Raw genomic sequence first — 22,017 nt, forward strand, 5'->3', positions numbered from 1 at the left:
ACGTAAACAAAAATCCCAGCTTTGTCGCTGGGATTTTCAGTATTATTTACTGAGTAATAAATAATAAGCTGTTACTTGCGTGTTAAAAACATCGCATCACCGTAACTAAAAAAGCGGTACTGTTGGTCAATTGCCGTATTATATGCACCCATAATATTGTCTTGTCCGCTAAAAGCGCTGACTAACATTATTAGAGTTGATTCTGGTAAGTGAAAATTAGTGACCATGGCATCCACAACATTAAACTGATAGCCCGGAAAAATAAATATATCAGTATCACCAAAATACGTATCTAATTTGCCGCCATGAACTTTAGCCGCCGATTCTAATGAACGTACTGAAGTTGTACCAACCGCAATTACGCGCCCGCCATTTGCTTTGGTTTGTGCAACGGCTTGCACTACGTCATCAGGCACCTCAATGTACTCTGAATGCATTACATGCTCATCAACACTATCTACTCGTACTGGCTGAAAAGTACCTGCACCTACGTGCAACGTAACAAAAGCCATGTTTACACCTTTATCTTTCAGTGCATTAATTAGCTTATCGTCAAAATGTAAGCCCGCTGTTGGCGCAGCAACTGCACCGGGTTTTTCACCATAAACAGTTTGATAACGCTCACGGTCAGCTTCAGTATCTGGTCGGTCAATATAAGGAGGCAGTGGCATGTGGCCAATATCATTAAGTGTATCTAGCACGTTTTGGCTATGATCAAACTCAAGCTCAAATAAGGTATCATGGCGCGCAACCATTATTGCCTTGGCTTTGCCTTCAAGAATAACTTCGTTACCGACTTTAAGCGATTTACTCGCGCGTACATGTGCTAGCACTCGATGTTCATCAAGCACTCGCTCTACAAGCACTTCAACTTTGCCGCCAGAGGCTTTTTGACCAAACATACGTGCAGGGATCACTCGGGTATTATTAAATACGAGTAAGTCACCTTCATTAACTAAATCAAGCACGTCACTAAACACTTTATGTTCAATGTTGCCACTAGGGCCATCTAAAGTAAGTAAACGGCTGCTGGTTCTATCCGCTTTAGGAAATCGAGCTATTAATTCATCAGGTAAGTCAAAGCTAAAGTCAGCCACGCGCATAATTAGTAATCCACATCATTTAAAATCGCGCCAAGTGTATATGTATCGGGTATTAAGCTCAAGAATTCAGCCAAACTTATAATATCTTGTTTGCGTGTTTGTCATTAAATTTTCTTGTTCTTATGGTTAAATATCATTATTCTTGTTCGGCTGAATTATTATAAGTTTCATTAGGGGTGTTCAACACGTGCCAAACCAGCTTAGATTGCTAATATTAAACGCAAGTAGTGCTGAACGTCGCGCGATTAAGGCCACTTTAGATAGCTTAAATGTATTTACCTTTATTGATGCGCAAGATAGCCAACAAGCTTTAAAGCTTTTAAAACAACACCCTGTTGATATTATAATAACGGGCATTAATGTTGGAAAAATTGACGGCTGGCGCTTTTCTAGGATGATCCGCTCAGGGTTATTAAAAACACCAAAAAATACTCCTATTTTACTTATTCCGCCAATTTACTGTGAGCGTATTGCCGAAACAACAGCCCGAAGCTATGGGATAGATGCTGTATTGCCGTTTGAGCATAAAGACATGCTCCCTCAAGTACTTGCGAATGTTTTATCTACTCACCTAGAAAAAAGCAGCCGACTAAATTTATTACTATTAGAGCCAGCTCAAAATACGGCCGACAGAATTAGTGAACAGTTAAAGTTAAACTTTGCTATTACTCACGTTACCTCAGCTAAAGCAGCACTTAACGCTTATAACCAACAGCAGTTTTCAATTGTGCTGCTCGATGCCACTACATCAAGTGCAGAGAGCTCAAGTGTACTCGTTGAAGAAATTTTTCAGCATAACTCTAAACAAGCTATTGTTACGATTATAGAAAGTGACGATGCTGATTATGCTGAACAGCTTTTGCTTTCTGGCGTTACCGACTTTATTAGAGCCCCATACGACCCTTCATTTTTAAATAAAGTGTGTGACCACGCTGCACGACGTGAAGACTTTATGGTGAGTTACGCTGAATTTGCATACAAGGTAGAACAGCTAAGCGTGAGTGAAGTACGCTATAAAGAGCTATTTTCGGCTCATCAGCGCATTTTATTACATTTAAATACTGTTGTTTTAGAGCTTGATCAACAAGGTAATATTCGTTTTATTAATCCTGCATGGGAAGCCTTAAGTGGCTTTGGTGTTAAATCGTCGCTACAAAACCCACTAAGTACTTATTGTAATAATGAAGATAAGGGAAGACTAAACTATACTATTAACGACATTTTACATGGTGGCGAGCAGCAGCAACAAATAGAAGTAAAACTCACCCATAAAAATGGCAACTTAATTTGGGTCGAATGCAGATTACAGCTAATAAAAAATAGCCGTAATAACGCGACCATAACCGCAACTATCGACAATATACACGAACGAAAGCAAGCAGAACTTCAACTTCGTCATTTAGCCCATCATGATCCACTCACGGGTTTACACAACCGTTATTACTTTGACCAACAGCTTAATAAAATATGCCAAGATAAATACACGTATGATGGTATTGAACATGCTGTTATTTATATCGATCTCGATCACTTTAAAATAATAAACGACAGTAAAGGTCATCACCAAGGCGATATAGTATTAAAAGAAGTGGCAAAATTATTTAAAGCAAATATTGGCGACGATCACCTAGTGTGCAGAATAGGCGGTGATGAGTTTGCAGTCATACTTACTGATATGAATTTATTGGATGCCCACCTCATTGCTGAAGGTGTGTGTAGTGCGATAGAAAAACATGCTTTTAAATCAGAAGATCAAATATACACAATTAGCTGCTCTATTGGTTTAACTCAAATTACAACACAAAACAATGACCCTAATGAGTGCTTAAAACAAGCCGATATTGCTTTGTATATTGCTAAAAACCTAGGGCGTAATTTAGTACACTGCTACTCAAAAGAAGATGCTCAAAACAATACGCTTCAAACAGGGCTTGAATGGGGTCACGAAATTCGACAAGCATTGCAGCAAGATAATATTGAGCTGCATTACCAACCTATTTGGGATTTTAAAGAGTGTAAAGTTGCTTACTTTGAAGCGCTCTTACGCTTAAAACTAAAAGGTGAACTTGTATACCCAAATCAGTTTATTCCCTCTTTAGAAATGCTCAACGATACATTTTTGATGGATCAATGCGTTATACGTAATGCCGTTGCTTGCGTGTCTAAGCACCCTGAGTTAAATCAAGTTGCTATTAATTTATCAGCACAATCATTTTTAGATGAACGTTTACTCCCCTTAATAGAATCTAACCTTGAAAAGTATAACGTGCCCGCTTCACGGATAATTTTTGAGATAACTGAATCTGCAAGTATTAACAATTTAAAAGCGACTCGTAAAATGATCGAAAAGCTTAACCGCTTAGGCTGTCATTTTTCTATTGATGATTTTGGAACAGGCTTTAGTACGTTTAACTATTTAAAACAGCTACCAGCACAACATGTAAAAATTGATGGCTCATTTGTAAGCGATATGCTTAACGACCCCATTGACCTAGCGTTGGTTAAAGCAATAAATGATATTAGTCAATCGCTCGATAAGCGCTCAGTCGCTGAGTACGTTGAAAACGAAGAGATATTTTTTGCTCTAAAAGAAATTGGTGTTGATTATGGACAAGGCTATTTTATTGCACGCCCAATACCGGTTGAAAAAGTAAAAGATGAGCTTGAAAAAATTTCAAAAAATAAAACGTTTTACCAACAACATGCTAGCTCAAAATAAACAAAATTGAACAATTTTAATCATTTTATTACTACCAATATTACCTTTCTTGCCTATACTTTCAGTATCAAACAAAAATGTCGTACCTTTTAATGCATTTCACTTTAAAAACATGACATTACCTTTTATCGATGTAGTACTGATATTTATAGTGGGTTTAAAAGCGATTTAAGTTTTAAGGAGAAAGGTATGACACAACTAGTTATATTGTTACTGATTATACATTTTGCAATTGCGTATCAGTGTTATCGCTACGCGAATATTAAAGGCTACCCAGTTAAAGTTTTTACTGTATTAGGCTGCGTGCCTTACTTTAACTTGGTGGTGTGGATTTATTTACTATTTTTACCCGAACTTGAGCCTTTTGAAAGCCACCTTCAAAATCAAAAGCAGCCTTTATAGACTGCTTTAGCTAACTTATTAGTTCACGTATTATTCTGCTTTAGAAAAATCTAAACTACATTGCCGCTTTAAAAACACCTCAAGCTGTTGACTAAATAACCTAAAGTCGCGGATACGTCCCGTAGTTTTACGCCACAATATGCCAATATCTCTATATGCATCACTTTGTGATGGTGTGGCCACCATATTTTTATTATCTAAAATACCGGCGTTAATCGCCATTTGTGGTAAAAAAGTCACCCCAAGCTGATGCTCAACCATACTCAATAAAGTATGCAAGCTTGCTGCTTCAAATGGGTTAATACAACTCGCACGATTTAAGTGACATGCACTGAGCGCATGGCCTGTCATACAGTGCTCACGCTCGAGTAAGAATACGCTAGCCTCTGGCAACAAATTAAAGTCTACTACGCCCTTGGCAGCGCTGTAGTCCTTATGATGCACTAAGCTAAAGTGATCTTTTGCCAGCACTTGCGTATGAAACTTATCTGTTTCGTATGGCAGTGCAAGTAGCGCTAAATCAATATGGCCATGCTCAAGTTTATCAAGCAGTTTGTCACTCGTATCTTCTATTAATACCAGCTCTAAATCACAAAAGGTTTCTTTGCAAAAATGATAAAGCGGCGCAGCTATAAAGCTCGCGATTGTAGGTATAACACCCACGGTTAACTTACCATTTAGCGGTGTTAAAAAGCTTTTAGTGAGCTCTTTTAAACTAATTGTATCGTTAATTATTTTACGAGAACGCTCAACAACTTCTTCACCAATGCTGGTAAACATAAGGCTGCGATTTTCGCGCTCGATAAGCTGGCAACCCAACGTTTCTTCAAGGTTTTGAATTGCACTACTTAAAGTAGATTGTCCGATAAAGCAGGCACTAGCGGCTCTACCAAAATGCTGATGTTGATGAACAGCTAATAAATACTGTAGCTGTTTAATACTTGGAAGATTGGTCATTTTTTCTTTCCACAAATAAAAAGACCCCAACACCTAGGGCATTGAGATCTTTTCAAGCTAAAAGTCTTTTAGTACTTTTTTATTAAACCCCAAATGCGGTTCTTAGTACGTAGAAAATAACAATAGCAAGGGCAGCGCCAACTGGCAATGTAATTACCCAAGAAACTACGATGTTTCTGATAACACCCATGTTAAGCGCGCCAATTCCACGTGCCATACCTACACCTAATACCGCACCTACTAAGGTTTGAGTAGTAGAGATTGGCATACCAGTACCTGAGGCAATAACAACGGTAGAAGCAGCAGCTAGTTCAGCAGCAAAACCACGGCTAGGTGTTAAATGCGTAATACCTTCACCTATCGTTTTGATTACTTTTTTGCCTAAAATAGCAAGACCCGCAACAATACCAAAACCACCTAAAGGTAGAATCCACCAAGCAATAGCGGCTTTCTTAGCAATTTCACCATTGTTTTCAACAATGTTTACAACAGCTGCTAGTGGACCGATTGCATTAGCAACGTCGTTAGAACCATGTGCAAAGGCCATACAGCATGCTGTTAGCACCATTAGAACAGCAAACACTTTTTCAACATTGTTGAACTGCATTTGTTTATCTGCCTTTGGATCGATGTTTAAACGAGAAATAGCAATTTTACCAATAATAGCAACAACTACTGCAACTCCGATTGCAAGGGCATACCCTTCGGCTGCACCTAAATCAACACCAACATGCTTTAAGCCTTTTTTAATTGTAACCAAGGCCATTATAAAACCTGCTAAACCCATATAAAGTGGTACATAGCGTTTAGCATTTTTTAGTGGTGCATCTGTATTGAAAATGAGTTTTTGTGCACTCATAAATATTAAGTATGCAATAAAGCCTGATATGGCGGGCGTTATAATCCAACTACCAACAATACCACCTACTTTATCCCATTGAATCGCCTCAGTACCTACTGCAACTAACGCAAAACCAATGATTGCACCAATGATTGAGTGAGTCGTTGATACTGGCCAACCTAAGAACGAGGCCATTAATAACCAAGCACCCGCTGCAAATAAAGACGAAATCATACCCAGAACCATAAGCTCCGGAATATCTGCAAATGGTGCCGCATCAATAATTCCTTTACGAATTGTTGATGTAACCTCACCACCTGCTAAGTAAGCGCCTGCAAATTCAAAAATCATCGCTATAAAAATAGCTTGTTTGATTGTTAGTGCTTTTGAACCTACAGATGTACCCATGGCGTTAGCTACGTCGTTCGCGCCAATACCATAAGCCATAAAAAAGCCGACTGCTGCGGCAATTAAAATTAATACCGTGCCGTAAGATGCAATGATATCCATTGTAAAACCTTAATCTTTCGTGTTTGAACTGATTTTAAATTAACGAGCTAACATCAGCTCAAGACGTGATCCTACGCGCTCTGCAATATCTGCAAGCTCGCCAACCCATTCAATGATTTTGTATAAAAACATCACATCAATTGGATTTAACTCACCCTCTACTGCACGTAGCTGGCGGCGTACTTTTATCTGCATTTCATCCGTGTCTTGTTCTATCGCATCCAATTCAACTAGCATTTTTTCTACTAAGGTCACTTCACGACCTTTAAAGCCGGTTTCTAGCAATTCTTCTAACTCGTTAATTGCTTTAGATGCTTGTTTAGTTGCATCCACGCAACGCGTTAAATAAGCTAGAAAGTCAGTTTGCATTACTTTAGGAATAGTCATTTCACGACCAATCACTCGTCCTGCAATATCTTTTGCTTTATTGGCAATCTTATCTTGTTGGGTTACTAATTCGAGAAGATCTGTACGCTCTACCGGCATGAATAAACCACGTGGTAATTGTAAACGTATATCTCTTTTCATATCATCAGCTTCACGTTCTAAATTGCGAATAGTGATGCGAAGCTCTTCTGCTTGTACCCACTCTTCTTTAAATACGTGATTAAAAAAAGGTATCAAGGCTTTACTTGCTTGATGAACCTTCTTGATGTGTTCTTCCATTGGTTTGATAGGAGATTTTGCAAATACTCCTAAAAACGCGTTTGTAGGCATAACTGACCCTTTAATCAAATTGATATGCTTTGCAGCATGAATTTTACAGTATTAACCAAGATTGTGAACGCTTTTTATTACTTCACTCAAGCTTGCAATACACAAAGCGGCACTAAGCCGCTTTAATAAAAAATAAAAACAGGTAAAAAAATCATAGCGATTTTTCTATATCTTCTTGAGATGTATGACGAATATCTTTGCCATTCACAAAATAAATAATGTATTCAGCAATATTCTGACAGCGATCTCCTATACGCTCTAATGAGCGAACGGACCAAACTAGGTCCATAATTTTCGGGATTGAGCGCGGATCTTCCATCATATAGGTCATTATTTGACGTGTGATGGCTTCATATTCTCGGTCAACTTTTGCATCTTCTTTGTGTACTTGAAATGCGCGCTGTACATCCATACGTGCAAATGCGTCGAGTACGTCGTGTAACATTTTTAAAACTTGGCGGCCCATATTCTCAATATTTACTAATAGGTCTTGTTGATCCTTAGTAAATGAGTCTAGTGCAACTTTGGCAATTCGCTTTGCTTCATCGCCAATGCGCTCTAAATCGGCGATTGTTTTAGCAATCGCAATCACCAAACGTAAATCACTTGCTGCAGGCTGACGACGAGCAATGATACGCGTACACTCTTCATCAATGCTGACTTCCATCGCATTTACTTTGTAATCGTTTTGACGTACTTTTTGAGCAAGCTCAGCGTCATTGCGACTCACCGCATCAAGCGCACTATTTAATTGCTGCTCAACTAATCCACCCATGCTTAATACATGATTACGTACATTTTCTAGTTCTTGGTTAAAGCGCCCAGAAATATGCTTATTTATATTATGTTCCATAGTTACCTTCTCTCTTAATCTTGTGCAACACGCTATAACGGGCTAATTAACCGTAACGACCGGTAATGTAGTCTTCGGTCTTTTTCTTTTTTGGTGTAGTAAATAAGGTATTTGTGTCTGAGTATTCAATCAATTCGCCCATGTACATAAAGGCTGTTTGATCAGATACACGCGCTGCTTGTTGCATGTTATGTGTAACAATAACAACGGTAAATTTGTTTTTTAAATCGTTTATTAGCTCTTCAATTACCAAAGTAGAAATAGGGTCGAGTGCCGATGTAGGTTCATCAAGTAAAAGTACTTCTGGTTCAATTGCAATTGAACGAGCAATTACTAAACGCTGTTGCTGACCACCCGATAGGCCAAATGCGCTATCGTGTAATCTATCTTTTACTTCATCCCACAAAGCAGCACCACGAAGTGATTGCTCTACCACTTCGTCTAATTTACGTTTCTCTTTAATGCCTTGTAAACGCAAGCCGTAAACTACATTTTCATAAATTGATTTAGGAAATGGGTTAGGACGCTGAAACACCATGCCCACATTACGACGAAGTGCAGCGACATCTACGCTCTTATCGTAAATATTTTGACCATGAAGTAATATTTCGCCTTCAATTCGGCAAATATCAACCAAATCATTCATGCGATTAATACAACGCAGTAATGTTGATTTACCACAACCCGATGGTCCGATAAACGCCGTTACTTGGCCTTTAGGAATGTTCATATTTACTTTATTAAGCGCTTGCTTATCACCGTAGTAAAGATCGAGGTCTTTAATCTCTAGCGCTTTTTGGTCATCAGTTAAGTTTTCTAGGTCTAACTTCTGGCCTATATTAGCTTGGTTTACTCGTGGAGCGACTGTAATCATTTTTATTACCTATAAAATCTTTACTAATTAGTGTTCAAGCGATCTGAATTTTTCACGTAAATGGTTACGTATACCAATGGCCGTTATGTTTAAGGTAATAATCACCGACACCAATAAAAAGGCCGTTGCGTATACCAGCGGACGTGCCGCTTCAACATTAGGGCTTTGAAAGCCAACATCGTATATATGAAAGCCTAAGTGCATAAACTTTCTATCTAAGTGAAAATACGGAAAGTTGCCATCAAGTGGTAATGTAGGGGCCATTTTTACAACACCCACTAACATTAATGGTGCAACTTCACCTGCAGCACGCGCAACTGCCAATATTAAACCGGTCATAATTGCAGGGCTTGCCATTGGAATAATGATACGCCATAACGTTTCAACCTTTGTTGCGCCTAGCGCTAGCGAACCATCACGAACCGTACTTGGAATACGAGATAAACCTTCTTCAGTCGATACAATAACAACTGGCAGAGTAAGTATAGCGAGCGTTAACGCTGACCACATAACACCAGGCGTACCAAATACTGGCGTTGGCGACGATTCAGGATAAAATAATTGGTCTAAGCTGCCACCTAGCATATATACAAAAAAGCCGAGGCCAAATACACCGTATACAATTGATGGAACACCGGCCAAGTTAATTACTGCAATACGAATCATTTTAGTCACTGCATTTTTAGCGGCATATTCGTGTAAGTAAATTGCTGCAACCACACCAAACGGCGTTACTATTACAGCCATCAACATAACCATAAATACAGTACCAAATATAGCAGGGAAAACACCGCCCTCTGTATTTGCTTCTCGTGGGTCATCAGATACAAACTTACCTAGCTGCACAAAGTAATGACCTAGTTTTGCAAAAAAGCCCATGTCGTTTGGAAACCAAACATCAAGGACTTGGTACATTGGAATCGTTACAATTTCGCCGCGCATATCTTTTACAGTTACATGGTCACGCTTAGCTTGTTTGCGTAGTGCAAATAAATCTTTTTCAAGTACACCATATTCTGCACGTAATTCAGCACGCTCTTGAGCTAGTTCAGCAACACGCTCATCAGTAAGTGAGTTATCGAGTAAGTAGCCCTTTTCTTTTAAACGAAGGCGTTCAAGTGCGTAGTTAATATGCCCAATGTCACCATTTTGCAAATCAAGTGCTTCGTCGTTCAAATCAACAGCACGCTCTACAAGTTCATGTAGCGCTTCTATTTTATCGCCATTAACCGGTTGACCGTCTTTAATAACATTTTCAACATAACCATAAAAGTTACCGTTTTTACTACGCTCAAACACAGCAAGCGCCGCTGGTGCTGTTTTATTTGTTATGTCGGTTTCTAATATCCAACGAAAATCTAAATCTACGTACTCACGGTTACCTGTTTTAATAAGTAAACGCTCTATTTCTTCTTTTTCAAACCCGCTAACGTCAATACCTGTTGCCGCTAAACGCGATTTTGGCACTAATTCACGGTCGTAAACTTCACCAATAACGGTTTGCTTTGCAATTGACCCTTCAAGTTCAAACTGCACAACTTCTGAAGGCCAAAAAAAACTTAATCCCTTCCAGGCTATCATTGCTAATAAGCCTAAAACTGAAATCAAACTGATGCTCACTGCACCACCGGTCATCCAAATCCAAGGAGAACCAGACTTAAACCACTGCTTTACCATGTCGTGTCTCTCCGCTTACATCGAGCTGTATTTTTCACGCAGTTGCTGGCGAACAAACTCAGCGACTGTGTTAAAAATGAATGTGAATATGAATAGTACAAAGGCTGCTAAGAACAATATTCTGTAGTGCGAACTGCCCACTTCAGACTCTGGCATTTCAACTGCAATATTTGCCGCAAGCGTACGCATGCCTTGGAAAATACTCCAATCCATAATCGGTGTATTACCCGTGGCCATAAGTACAATCATGGTTTCGCCAACGGCGCGCCCAAGTCCCATCATTACCGCAGAGAAAATACCTGGGCTTGCTGTTAGTAATACAACGCGTATTAGTGTTTGCCACTGCGTTGCACCTAATGCTAATGAGCCGTTTGATAAGTGTTTAGGTACACTAAATACAGCATCTTCTGCAATAGAGAATATGGTAGGAATAACCGCAAAACCCATCGCAATACCTACAACAAGTGAGTTACGTTGATCGAATGTCATACCCAGCTCATTTGTTAAGTACTGACGCACATTGCCGTCAAACATCCAAAGCTCAACAAATCCACTCATCGCAAACGAAAACCAACCAATCAATAAAACGACCGGAATAAGGATAATGGAATGAGAACCTTCAGGAATTTTGTGGCGAATTTTTGCTGGTAATTTAGTCCAAGCGAAACCAGTCGCTAGCATACTTAGCGGTAATAGTACGAGCAATCCAACAATGGCCGGTAAGTGCTCTTCTATTAACGGTGCTAACCAAAGACCCGCTAAAAAACCTAAAATAACCGTTGGTAATGCTTCCATTATTTCAACTGTAGGTTTAACCACTTTACGCAATTCGCTCGACATAAAGTAAGCCGTATAAATAGCCGCTGAAAGCGCAATAGGCACTGCAAATAACATCGCGTAAAGGGCTGCTTTTAACGTACCAAACGAAATTGGCACTAATGAAAACTTAGATTCAAAGTCATCACTAGCTGATGTTGACTGCCAAATATAACCTGGCTCTGGGTAACCTTCGTACCATACTTCTTGCCAAAGTGCCGACCAAGTAACTTCTGGATGCTCATTATGAATTTCAAGAACCGTTAATTTGTTATCAGCAAGTATAAGTGCAACGTTTGAGCGCGGTGCAATTGCAAAGTTCTCTATAGCGCCTTCACTTACTCTACCTTGCCAGAGCTTTGCTTCGCTCGTTGTGTAGTACACACCTAGCTCACCATTACTGCTGGTAGTAAAAAAAGTACGACGATAAAATTCTGTAAATATATTTAGCTTACTTTGCTTAGTTGTTTCAAATGAACGTATTTTTTGATATTCACGGCCAGTATCAGTGTTTACTTCAAACCACTGCGAAACCTCGCCGTTATCATTAGCAAGCATGAGTGAGTTTGCGCCCGCTAGCAGTTGTGCAGATACAATATTTGCATTTTCTTCGTTAGCCGAAAGCAATTGAATTTGCTCTACATCACTTGGGTCACGTGTATCGTATACGTAAACTTGATTGGCAGAACGTACAAAAGTACGTGTTGTATCTGGCGATATTAATAACTCGTCTACACGTCCTTCAACATCAAGCTCGGTGCGTTCAATAACCCATTCAACTTCACCGGTAAACATGTTTTCTTCAGCAACAAAACTACTAAACAGAACACGCTTGTCCTCTGTAAGTGCTACAACCGCTGTTTTGTCTTCATAGTGACTAAATGCAAAGCGTTTAATGGCAGCACCTTGCTCATCTACTTCTAAAGCTGCTTCTCCAAGAGGAAAACCTAAACGAGGTGTTAATTTACGCTCGTTATTAGGAAAGGTGACCAAAAATTTAGGTGCAACAACCATTACCGTGCCATCTTCTAAACCAAACGCATAATGCCCTTGAAAAGGCGCACTAGTCGCAAAGCTTGTTGCATCACTTGGTAACTCTGCGTTAAGCGTTTTGAGTTTTTTACCAAAACTTCCTGACTCAACACTATAAAAATCAACCTGCCCTTGCTGACTCAGTAAATAAGCAACTTCAGTTTGCTCTTCTACGCCTAAGCCTGCTATTTGCTGTGAATTAGCAACATGAAAGCTATCGCGTTTTTCTACTTTTGCTGATTCAAAAATTGGCTGTACTACATAAAGAAGGTAAAAGAATATTAATAGCAGTGCTACCAATACCATTATCCCACCTGCGGTTATACCAAACTTGGCAAACCGATCTTTAAATAGACGGCTTCGATCCGTATTAAAAGTCGGTTTATTCGGATTTGAAGTCATCAAAACACCCTTAAATCTTAACGTTGTATAAATTATATTTCATCAAGATGACAGTAATGTTACAGCAGTAATAATAAGCACTTTAAAACGATTTTAAATAAAACTAGCGGATAAAATGTCTAAATAAGCTTCAAATTGAAGATTTATGAGTGAACTAAATCATAAAATAATTGGACAAAGTATTTATCGAGGTCAATACTAAAAGAGTACTTAGTAAATAATAATGACTATTAATACTGCGTATAGTCAATACAACTATATTCATTTTTATTAATTTAAAATCAAAGATTTATATAAAGCACAATCACACACAATTTTGTTCAAACAACACACTTAATGCCTACGCATTTACTTTCTTTGGGCTTAAAAAGAGAATCATTTATGAAGCAGTTGGTTATAACTATTTTAGGGCAAGATCGCCCAGGTTTAGTAGAGAGCATCTCGTCAGTCGTATTACAAAATCATGGTAACTGGCTAAGCAGTAACTTGAGCCATTTATTAGGTCATTTTGCAGGTATTATTCAACTTGAAGTTGCTGAGGAGCATTTTCAATCATTACAAAGTGCTTTAAATAAGTTACCTAAGTTAGACGTTCGTATTGAAACTGGAAACACAGAGATTGAACCATCAACGCTAGAGCAAATTAATCTAGTTATAACAGGCAACGACCGTCCTGGTATTGTTCAAGAGTTGGCAAGTGTAATACGCCATAAAGGCGCTAATATTACTCACTTAAATTCAAGGCAGCAAAGTGCACCTAATTGGGGAGTGCCTATTTTTAGCGCTGTTGCTACCGTTACTTTGCCAAATGGTATGGATAAAGACGAAGTGATTGAAGCGCTGGAATCAATTACAAGTGATTTAATTGTAGATACGGAAGAAGTTTAACCTTAATTTGTGCGTGCCATACAACTGACACGCATCTCATTCTAACTAATTTTATCAAAATGCTCTGCAGATTATTTAACGCAGACATAAAATAAGCCGATGCAAGCATCAGCTATTTTAAATAATCACCTTAAAGCTAATAAGAGCGAGATAAACTCAGTAACCCCGCTCTTTTATAAAGCTACATATCCATATGTCGATTAGTGCTTTGCATCATTTGTTTAATACCTTGCTTTTCAAGCTCTAGTATTTGTTGAAGCTTTTCTTGCCCACTTTCGGTTTCAGCTCGTTCAAGTAGGTACTCATATAACTCAATTACTTTTTGATGCTGCTCTGATAAATAAGCTTGTATAACTTGCTCATCAAACTGCTGGTCTTTACTAATGTCTTCAAAAGTAATTAACTCAGGATTTTTAGCAAAATATTCGTAGCTGTAGGTATCAAGCGTATTAATTTCGGTAATAGCTTTAAAGCCAACTAAATCTTCAGCGAGTTTTTTTTCGTAATTTAGGTAGTAGTCCACCAGCATTGCGTTATGTTCATCGAGTAAATCCTTTACGCTATAAAAATTAGCCGCCATTTGCGTATGAAACAAAACGGTCCAATCGTATACCTCTTTAATTGTTTTAACTTGCATGTGCATTCCTTACTTGTTGACTGTATAGGTAATACACTGCGTAAAGCATGCCAATTAAAAAGCTATTTAAAAACAGTTGGTTAATTAAAATATGAGTAATAGTTAGCTATTTAATAGAACAACTTACAAATTATAGGTAATTTTTATAGAGCAATGCGTGAGTAGTAACAGCATTGCTCTATCGTCTTGTTGTTTTATATTATTTAAGTCCTTGTTTGCGCCACAGCAAGTAAACAGCAGGAATAACAAGTAAGGTGAGTACAATTGCACTGCCCATACCGCCAACCATAGGCGCTGCTATTCGGCTCATTACTTCGCTTCCGGTGCCCGTGCCATACAGCACAGGCAGCAAACCAATAATAATTGTCGCGACCGTCATCATTACTGGTCGCACTCGAAGCCCTGCACCTTCAATAATAGCTTGCTGTAATTGCACTAAACTAAGCGGTTTTCCGGCTTGTTCTGCTTCGAGGCATTTTTCTTGATAGGCTTGGTTTAAATACACCAGCATAATGACCCCTATTTCCACCGCTACCCCTGCTAAGGCAATAAAGCCTACACCGACTGCAACTGAAAAGTTAAAGCCCTCTACATACATTAGCCATACGCCACCAATCATTGCCAATGGTAGCGTGGCCATAATAATAGTGACCTCAGCAAAGCTTCTAAAATTAAGGTAAAGCAGTACAATAATAATCGCTAATGTAAGTGGTAATACATAAGTCAGTTTGTCTTTAGCGCGCTGCATGTATTCATACTGCCCAGCCCACGTAATTGAGTAGCCAGCTGGTAGTATTAGGTCTTTATCGAGCACTTCCTGAGCGTGCTCAACGTAAGTACCTATATCAACTCCATCTATATCAATAAAGCTCCAACCGTTTAAACGTGCATTTTCGCTTTTTATACCCGGCGGTCCATCTTCAATAAATACATCTGCTACATCAGCAAGTGCTATACGCTGCCCAGAAGGAGTAACAATAGGTAATAACATTAGCTCCTCTGGCGAATCTCTGTATGCTTGCGGGTAACGCAAATTAACTGGGTAGCGCTCTTGCCCTTCCACTGTTTGCGTTACGTTTGTACCGCCGATAGCAGTAGATACAACCTGCTGTATATCGCTAATATTTAAGCTATAACGCGCGGCTTTTTCTCGGTTTATATCTACTTTTATATAACGTCCACCGGCTACTCGCTCTGAGTAAACCGATGCGGTGCCTTGCACATTTTTTAAAAACACTTCTATTTGTTGACCAATTTTTTGAATTTCACTCAACTTTGGTCCCGCAACTTTAATGCCCACGGGAGTTTTAATACCGGTTGCGAGCATATCGATACGTGTTTTAATTGGCATTACCCACGCATTCGTCAACCCCGGAAACTTAACCAAACCGTCGAGTTCTTTTTTAAGTTTTTCAAGAGTCATACCCTCGCGCCATTCGTCTTTTGGTTTTAACTGTATAAATGTTTCTATCATTGTAAGCGGCGCAGGATCGGTTGCAGTTTCTGCTCGCCCAACTTTACCAAATACTGTTTTAACCTCGGGTACTGTGGCAATTAACTTGTCGGTTTGTTGTAGTATTTCGCGCGCTTTACCTACCGATAAACCAGGGTACGTTGTGGGCATATACATTAAATCGCCCTCATCAAGTGGCGGAATAAATTCACTGCCTATTTTGTTTACCGGATAAAAGCCAATAACAGAAACAACCACCGCAAGTACCAATGTCATTTTTGGAAATTTAAGCACCCAGCTAAGTAGCGGGCGATACGCTGCAACGAGTAATCGGTTAACTGGATTTTTTTGCTCCGAAATGACTTTACCTCTAATAAAGTAACCCATTAATACCGGCACTAAGGTGATCGCAAGCCCAGCAGACGCAGCCATAGCATAGGTTTTAGTGTAAGCCAGTGGCGCAAACATACGTCCTTCTTGCGCTTCTAAAATAAATACCGGCATAAAGCTGACGGTAATAATTAATAAACTGAAAAATAATGCAGGCCCTACTTCACTTGCCGATTTAGCAACTACTTCCCAGCGGTTTTCGTCGGTGAGTGGTTTTTTTTCCATATGCTTATGCATATTTTCAATCATGACGATAGCGCCGTCGGTCATTGCGCCTATCGCTATTGCAATTCCCCCTAAAGACATAATGTTGGCGTTAATCCCCTGCCAATACATAATTATAAATGCCGTTAAAATCCCAAGCGGTAACGTAATAATCGCCACAAGCGATGAACGCACATGAAACAAAAACACCACACACACTAAGGCAACTACAATAAGCTCTTCAATTAGCTTACTTGTTAGGTTATCTACCGCGTTATTTATTAAGTTGGAGCGATCGTATACAGGGACTATTTCAACGCCCTCTGGTAATCCCTTTTTAAGCGATTCTAATTTTGCTTTTACGAGCTCAATGGTTTTTTGTGCATTTTCGCCATAGCGCATAATAACAATGCCGCCGGTTACCTCCCCTTCGCCATTTAGCTCTGCAATACCACGGCGCATTTGCGGCCCGACTCTAATATCGGCTACATCACGTAATTGCAGCGCAGTACCGTTGGCATTTACACCAAGTGGAATCGCTTCTAAGTCGGCAACACTTTTAATGTAACCCGTGCTTGTTACCATGTACTCAGCTTCAGCCATTTCAACTACTGAGGCGCCCATCTCTTGGTTGCCTTGTTGAATAGCTGTTTGAATAAGGCTAAGCGGAATGCCATATGCACGTAATTTATCGGGCTCTACATTGACTTGGTATTGCTTAACCATGCCACCAACAGCAGCCACTTCAGATACACCGGGCACGGTTTGTAGCTCAAACTTTAAAAACCAATCTTGTAAGCTTCGTAGCTGACTAATATCGTGTTTATTTGTTTTATCAATTAGTGCGTATAAGTAAATCCAACCTACGCCTGTTGCATCAGGGCCAAGCTCTGGCGTAGCGCTATCGGGTAATCTACTCGCTACTTGGCTTAGGTATTCTTGTACTCGGCTACGCGCCCAATACAAATCGGTTTTTTCGTCAAAAATAACGTAAACGTATGAGTCACCAAAAAACGAAAACCCCCTTACAGTTTGAGCACCCGGCACAGAAAGCATTGCTGTGGTGAGCGGGAATGTGACTTGGTCTTGCACTACTTGCGGCGCTTGCCCCGGGTAAGTAGTTTTTATAATGACCTGAACATCAGATAAATCAGGCAAGGCATCCACGGGAGTGTTTTTTAGTGCAAACACTCCTCCACCCAGTAAAATTAATGTAAGCAGCAACACAAAAAAGCGATTGCTAACAGACCAGCGAATAATGGCAGTTATCATAATGGCTCCTAGTGAGAACTATGTTGCATAGGTTGCATAGTAGAATGATCAATCGGCTCTGCGTTTTGCGCTTTAGTAATTACAAATTCATCGTTAATAATGCTAAAAGTAAAATTAATATACTGGGCATTTTCAAACTGAGTAATGTCTATGTCTGGCGCTAATACAAAGTTCATTGTCGCGGGTTCTCGATTCCATTTTTCAATGGCTTCTCGGCTAATATTAATAGTGCGATTTTGTGTACCTATGGCATTAATAGTACCGTTAACCGTGGCGCTTTGTGGCTGCATATCCATGTTCATATTCGAGCCTGAACCAGAATCCGAACTCATACCAGAGCTGATACCAGAGCCAGGCATTTCCATTCGTTTAAAGTCGGAGCTTTTACTCGACTCAGAGTCTATTAAAAATTGCGCTGAGGTCACTACCGTGTCACCTGTCATTACACCTGACAAAATGACCGCTTCATTACTATTAATTTGCCCAACTTCAACTTCGACCGATTTAAAACGACCCTCACCTAATGCAATAACCACACGGTTTTGATGCTGCGTGCGAATTACCGCTTCGTTCGGTACTGTAAATTGCGCCTTACTCGCTTTAGCGTGAATGCTCACTTGTGCAAACATATTTGGTTTTAACCGATGATCTGCGTTATTAAACCTAAGCCTTACACGCAAAGTTCGGTTTTTAGCATCAAGCGCGGGGTAAATGTAATCAACCTTACCTTCCCACTTTTGACCTTTTAAGTAATCAAGCGTCATTGTAACGGGCAACCCAACACTCACTTGTTCTGATTGGCGCTCGAACACCTCCGCCTCTACCCAAATTTCATCAAGCTGGGCAATGCTCATCATTGATGTGCCTGGTTTAACGTAAAAGCCTTCTCGTACTGTTAGCTCATCTACGACGCCACTTTGCTTTGCGTAAAAAGTAATATTTTGCATTACCTTTTTATTTTTTTGTAGGCGTTCAATAAATCCATCCGACACATTTAACGACTCTAAACGTGCCTTTGCAGCGCGAATTAACACGGTATTATTACGATTAACTGCCAATAAAAGCTCTTCCTGTGCGTTCACCAATTGTGGTGAATACAATGTATATAAAGGCTCACCAGCTTTAACTTCTGCGCCTTGTGCTTTAACGTATAAAGTTTCAATCCAGCCTTCTACACGCGGATGAATGTGAATAAGTTGGTCTTGGTTATATTGCACATACCCCACAGTATTTATATCGCTGTGAAGTGTTTTAAGCTCTACTTTGGCAGTTCTTACACCAAAGTTATTAACGACTGCAGGCGAAATAGTGACAGCACCTGGTCCATCCTGAGCGTTGCTATCGTTTTCATATACAGGGACTAAATCCATTCCCATTGGGGACAGCCCTGGCACGTCACGCCTGTAATTACTATCCATAGGGGCTACCCAATATAAGGGCTGTTTTTCAGCACTTTGTTGTTCATTCATTGCCGAATTGCTAGGTAAAAACTGCATTACTAAGCCGCCTATTAACCCAAAGGCGCCTGCGCCCACTAAAGCGGCAACAAATAACTTTAAATTAGTATTCACTATGTAATTCTCCAGTTTGATCGCTCATTACTTGGGGGTCTAAGCTACTTGCATAATAATTAAGGCGAGCGGTAATAATATGTTGATCTACTTGAATATTAAGCGCGTCTATTTTGGCGTTAAGTTCACTAATACGCGCGCGCATCACGTCCGAAAAATCTCCATCGTCGCGCGTATAAGCATTTAATGTTGCTTGAGATTGCTCTGACATTTGCGGCAATAACGTATTTTGATAAAGCGCATCGCGTTTTTGCAAACGAGCGAGTTGGCTAAACTCCTTAAAGTACATGCCTTTGAGTTTTTGAAGCGCCACCAGCTTTTGTGTTTTAGTCGCTTCTGCACTAGTAATAGCCGATTTAACCTGTTGATCTTGTCTGTTATCAGTAAACAATGGCAAGTCAATGCTAAATCCTACTGAAAGTAAATCAGCTCGCGACTCCCCCATAGGCGTATCATCTCGGTAACCATAACCCACATTAACGCCCATTTGAGGTTTGTAACTTTGCTTGGCGAGTGCAACTTCGGTTTGCTTTGCCGTTACGGTTTTGTCTATCGCAATAATTGCGGGATGCGCCATAAGTAACTGTATTAATTTATCAAATTCAAGGTTTGCAAAATCAACCAGCCCTGTGGTTTTAGTAAACTCGGTGTTTAAAGGCTGCATAAGCATATTCATAGGTAACCACTGTGCTAAACGGTTTTTAGCACTTTCAAATTGCTGCTCAAGAATAACCAGTTTATCTTCAAGGCGAGTGAGCTCTAATTGCGCACGAATAATATCTTGCTGGCGCGTTTTACCTAAGGTACTTGCGTAGCTTGCTTCGGTAATTTCAATAAGCTGAGTAAATAGCCCTTTATCTTGCTCAATTAAAGCAATACTTCGCTGAGCACGATACGCGTTTAACCACGACTCAATCACAATTGCTTTTACTTGTGCTAAGCGATCGGCGCGCTGCCAAGGATATTGTTGAGCAGACTGAGCTAATGCCTTTTGTTTAAGCGCTAAACTATCCCCTCGGCTAAACTTTTGGCTTAAATCGACTTTAAGCTGCGTCATCCCTTCTTGATCAAACGCATAACCGTTAGTAGGCAAGTTAAGTAAGCCAACCGTTAAAACAGGATCGGGTAAGGTGCCTGCGGCAATGCTTTGCGCTATTGCTGCATCTTCTTGGTAGCCACTCGCTTTTAGCCATGGCTCATGCGTTAGTGCATAATTAAGCGCTTGCGTTAAGCTAAGCGTTTGCTCATTCCGGGCTTGCTTTAGCGTATCGATATTTAGGTTATTTGAATTGTTTTGCGCATTAACAGCGGTGCTAAATAACACAACACTACATAATACGACTTTAATACTTACAGCGTGGTTCATCACCTGCTCCATCTAAAAATAAAAGAAAATCTTAAATTAGGAAGCAAAAAAGGTGTTTAGGAGTTTTACAAAAACCTTTATATATCAATTGTATTGAATTAATGTTCTATTATTGCGATAGGGAAATAGCTCTATAACAAGGAAAAAATTACGCAGTATAGTTGCTTTATATAAGTAATTTTTAACGCAGTTAGAGAGGTATTTAGATCCTAGAATGAGCATGTTTTCAATAAAATTGATATTACACCTATCCTGCTATTAAGCAGACATAGGAGGGCGGTAGAGTGAACGAGGTATATTAATTTGTGTAGTAAATACACTTATATTTACTTTTTCAGATTCAAGTAAAGTAACGCTAAATAAAGTATCAACATTAAGCATTGAGTTAGCAGCGCAGCCACTCATAGGACATTTACAATCATTTTGTGGCGTACTTTTGTCGTCGCAACAATCCATCTGCATCATATTGTCAGACATGTTAGCGACAGCTGTTGCATCACTACTGTGTGTCATTGGCATTTGGGCATGCATTGCTGTTTTAGTTGGCATATGTGGCATTTCGCATACCATAGCTACAGACGCAACTGCCTGACCCACAAAAGTGAGTAGCAAAGTTATCATGAGTAAACTAGAGTAAAAACGTTGCAACATTATGCCTTTTAAATAAATATACGCAGTGATTATATGGCAACTTAGTAGCTGCCACAAATTTTTAGAGAGTTATTTTGAAACTTTACTGGGCGTTTTTATTAAGTTACTCGCGATAATTGCAAATATACAATATGCGCTAAAATACCAAAACCCTTCACCAAATTGGGCATTCATAACAAGTAGCTCACCACTTTTACCATGAGCGTTACCTGCTAGGTAAGTCACTATTAATGCAATAACAAATACATCAACCATGCTCCACTTACTTAATGCACAAATAACCAGACCGAGCTTTTGCTTAAACCCATTCAAAGGTAGGCAACAATAAAGCAATTGTAATAGCAGCTTCAAGCTTGGAATAACAATAGAAAACAACCCCACTAAAGCGGCTACAAATAAATTATTATTACTAGCAAGCTCTTTAACTGTACCTAAAATACTTTGTGTTTTGTTATAGGCGCTAATCTCACCTTCTAACTTATCAAGCCCTAGCATGTTCGAGAACATCATTAGCATACTGCGAGTACGACCATCGCCTTCTTCAGCCAGCATCTCTATACCCGCTTGGGCTAATTTTGATTTATCTATATTGCCCTCTATTGTTAATACTGGTTTTGTAATACCAGGAAACAATAAACAAAGAGCAATCACTACACTTATAACCGACAACCAATTACGCATA

At 39.5% G+C, this 22,017-nt stretch carries 17 protein-coding genes; 3 read left to right on the top strand and 14 right to left on the bottom strand.

Annotated elements, in window-relative coordinates:
* Positions 1 to 71 precede the first annotated feature (71 nt).
* Complete coding sequence (queA, locus tag PX700_RS04225) at positions 72 to 1,103, bottom strand: tRNA preQ1(34) S-adenosylmethionine ribosyltransferase-isomerase QueA (RefSeq protein ID WP_479519951.1); 1,032 nt, start codon at positions 1,101 to 1,103, stop codon at positions 72 to 74.
* Between the two features lie 187 nt (positions 1,104 to 1,290).
* On the opposite strand from queA, the gene PX700_RS04230 reads away from it, so the two are divergent.
* Both PX700_RS04230 and PX700_RS04235 read left to right on the top strand, forming a co-directional pair.
* Positions 1,291 to 3,822 carry a two-component system response regulator gene (locus PX700_RS04230; protein ID WP_479519952.1) on the top strand — a complete coding sequence of 844 codons (2,532 nt, stop codon included), beginning with the start codon at positions 1,291 to 1,293 and terminating at the stop codon, positions 3,820 to 3,822.
* Between the two features lie 189 nt (positions 3,823 to 4,011).
* Positions 4,012 to 4,224 carry a hypothetical protein gene (locus tag PX700_RS04235; RefSeq protein WP_166420449.1) on the top strand — a complete coding sequence of 71 codons (213 nt, stop codon included), beginning with the start codon at positions 4,012 to 4,014 and terminating at the stop codon, positions 4,222 to 4,224.
* A gap of 30 nt (positions 4,225 to 4,254) precedes the next feature.
* Here PX700_RS04235 and PX700_RS04240 read toward each other — a convergent pair whose 3' ends face one another.
* The 7 genes from PX700_RS04240 to PX700_RS04270 form a co-directional block, all read right to left on the bottom strand.
* Positions 4,255 to 5,181, bottom strand: a complete 927-nt coding sequence (locus tag PX700_RS04240; protein WP_479519953.1) for a hydrogen peroxide-inducible genes activator — start codon at positions 5,179 to 5,181, stop codon at positions 4,255 to 4,257.
* Between the two features lie 82 nt (positions 5,182 to 5,263).
* A complete protein-coding gene (locus tag PX700_RS04245; RefSeq protein WP_479519954.1) occupies positions 5,264 to 6,532 on the bottom strand; it encodes an inorganic phosphate transporter in 1,269 nt (422 codons plus the stop codon).
* Positions 6,533 to 6,571: 39 nt separating this feature from the next.
* Positions 6,572 to 7,249, bottom strand: coding sequence for a TIGR00153 family protein (locus tag PX700_RS04250; protein ID WP_166420447.1), 678 nt, complete (start codon positions 7,247 to 7,249; stop codon positions 6,572 to 6,574).
* Between the two features lie 151 nt (positions 7,250 to 7,400).
* Positions 7,401 to 8,102, bottom strand: coding sequence for a phosphate signaling complex protein PhoU (gene phoU, locus PX700_RS04255; protein ID WP_166420446.1), 702 nt, complete (start codon positions 8,100 to 8,102; stop codon positions 7,401 to 7,403).
* Positions 8,103 to 8,148: 46 nt separating this feature from the next.
* Entirely contained in the window at positions 8,149 to 8,976 is an 828-nt protein-coding gene (gene pstB / locus PX700_RS04260; protein ID WP_166420445.1) for a phosphate ABC transporter ATP-binding protein PstB, read from the bottom strand.
* 27 nt (positions 8,977 to 9,003) lie between these two features.
* Positions 9,004 to 10,653, bottom strand: a complete 1,650-nt coding sequence (gene pstA, locus PX700_RS04265; RefSeq protein WP_479519955.1) for a phosphate ABC transporter permease PstA — start codon at positions 10,651 to 10,653, stop codon at positions 9,004 to 9,006.
* Positions 10,654 to 10,668: 15 nt separating this feature from the next.
* Entirely contained in the window at positions 10,669 to 12,903 is a 2,235-nt protein-coding gene (locus PX700_RS04270; RefSeq protein WP_479519956.1) for an ABC transporter permease subunit, read from the bottom strand.
* A gap of 381 nt (positions 12,904 to 13,284) precedes the next feature.
* On the opposite strand from PX700_RS04270, the gene PX700_RS04275 reads away from it, so the two are divergent.
* The gene (locus PX700_RS04275) at positions 13,285 to 13,791 is read left to right on the top strand and encodes a glycine cleavage system transcriptional repressor (protein ID WP_415637406.1); all 507 of its coding nucleotides are present in this window, start codon (positions 13,285 to 13,287) and stop codon (positions 13,789 to 13,791) included.
* Positions 13,792 to 13,972: 181 nt separating this feature from the next.
* Here the strand turns inward: PX700_RS04275 and PX700_RS04280 are convergent, their stop codons facing one another.
* The 6 genes from PX700_RS04280 to PX700_RS04305 form a co-directional block, all read right to left on the bottom strand.
* A complete protein-coding gene (locus tag PX700_RS04280; protein ID WP_415637405.1) occupies positions 13,973 to 14,428 on the bottom strand; it encodes a hypothetical protein in 456 nt (151 codons plus the stop codon).
* A 199-nt stretch (positions 14,429 to 14,627) separates the two neighbouring features.
* Positions 14,628 to 17,747: an efflux RND transporter permease subunit gene (locus PX700_RS04285; RefSeq protein ID WP_479519957.1), complete on the bottom strand. Its 3,120-nt coding sequence runs from the start codon at positions 17,745 to 17,747 to the stop codon at positions 14,628 to 14,630.
* 8 nt (positions 17,748 to 17,755) lie between these two features.
* Positions 17,756 to 19,318, bottom strand: a complete 1,563-nt coding sequence (locus PX700_RS04290) for an efflux RND transporter periplasmic adaptor subunit (RefSeq protein ID WP_479519958.1) — start codon at positions 19,316 to 19,318, stop codon at positions 17,756 to 17,758.
* Positions 19,308 to 20,684, bottom strand: a complete 1,377-nt coding sequence (locus tag PX700_RS04295; protein WP_479519959.1) for a TolC family protein — start codon at positions 20,682 to 20,684, stop codon at positions 19,308 to 19,310. The genes PX700_RS04290 and PX700_RS04295 overlap by 11 nt, the downstream gene beginning before the upstream one ends.
* A 258-nt stretch (positions 20,685 to 20,942) precedes the next feature.
* Positions 20,943 to 21,305 carry a hypothetical protein gene (locus tag PX700_RS04300; RefSeq protein WP_479519960.1) on the bottom strand — a complete coding sequence of 121 codons (363 nt, stop codon included), beginning with the start codon at positions 21,303 to 21,305 and terminating at the stop codon, positions 20,943 to 20,945.
* A gap of 99 nt (positions 21,306 to 21,404) precedes the next feature.
* Complete coding sequence (locus PX700_RS04305; RefSeq protein WP_415637400.1) at positions 21,405 to 22,016, bottom strand: paraquat-inducible protein A; 612 nt, start codon at positions 22,014 to 22,016, stop codon at positions 21,405 to 21,407.
* Position 22,017 lies beyond the last annotated feature (1 nt).

Source organism: Pseudoalteromonas sp. TP27 (genome assembly GCF_056470645.1).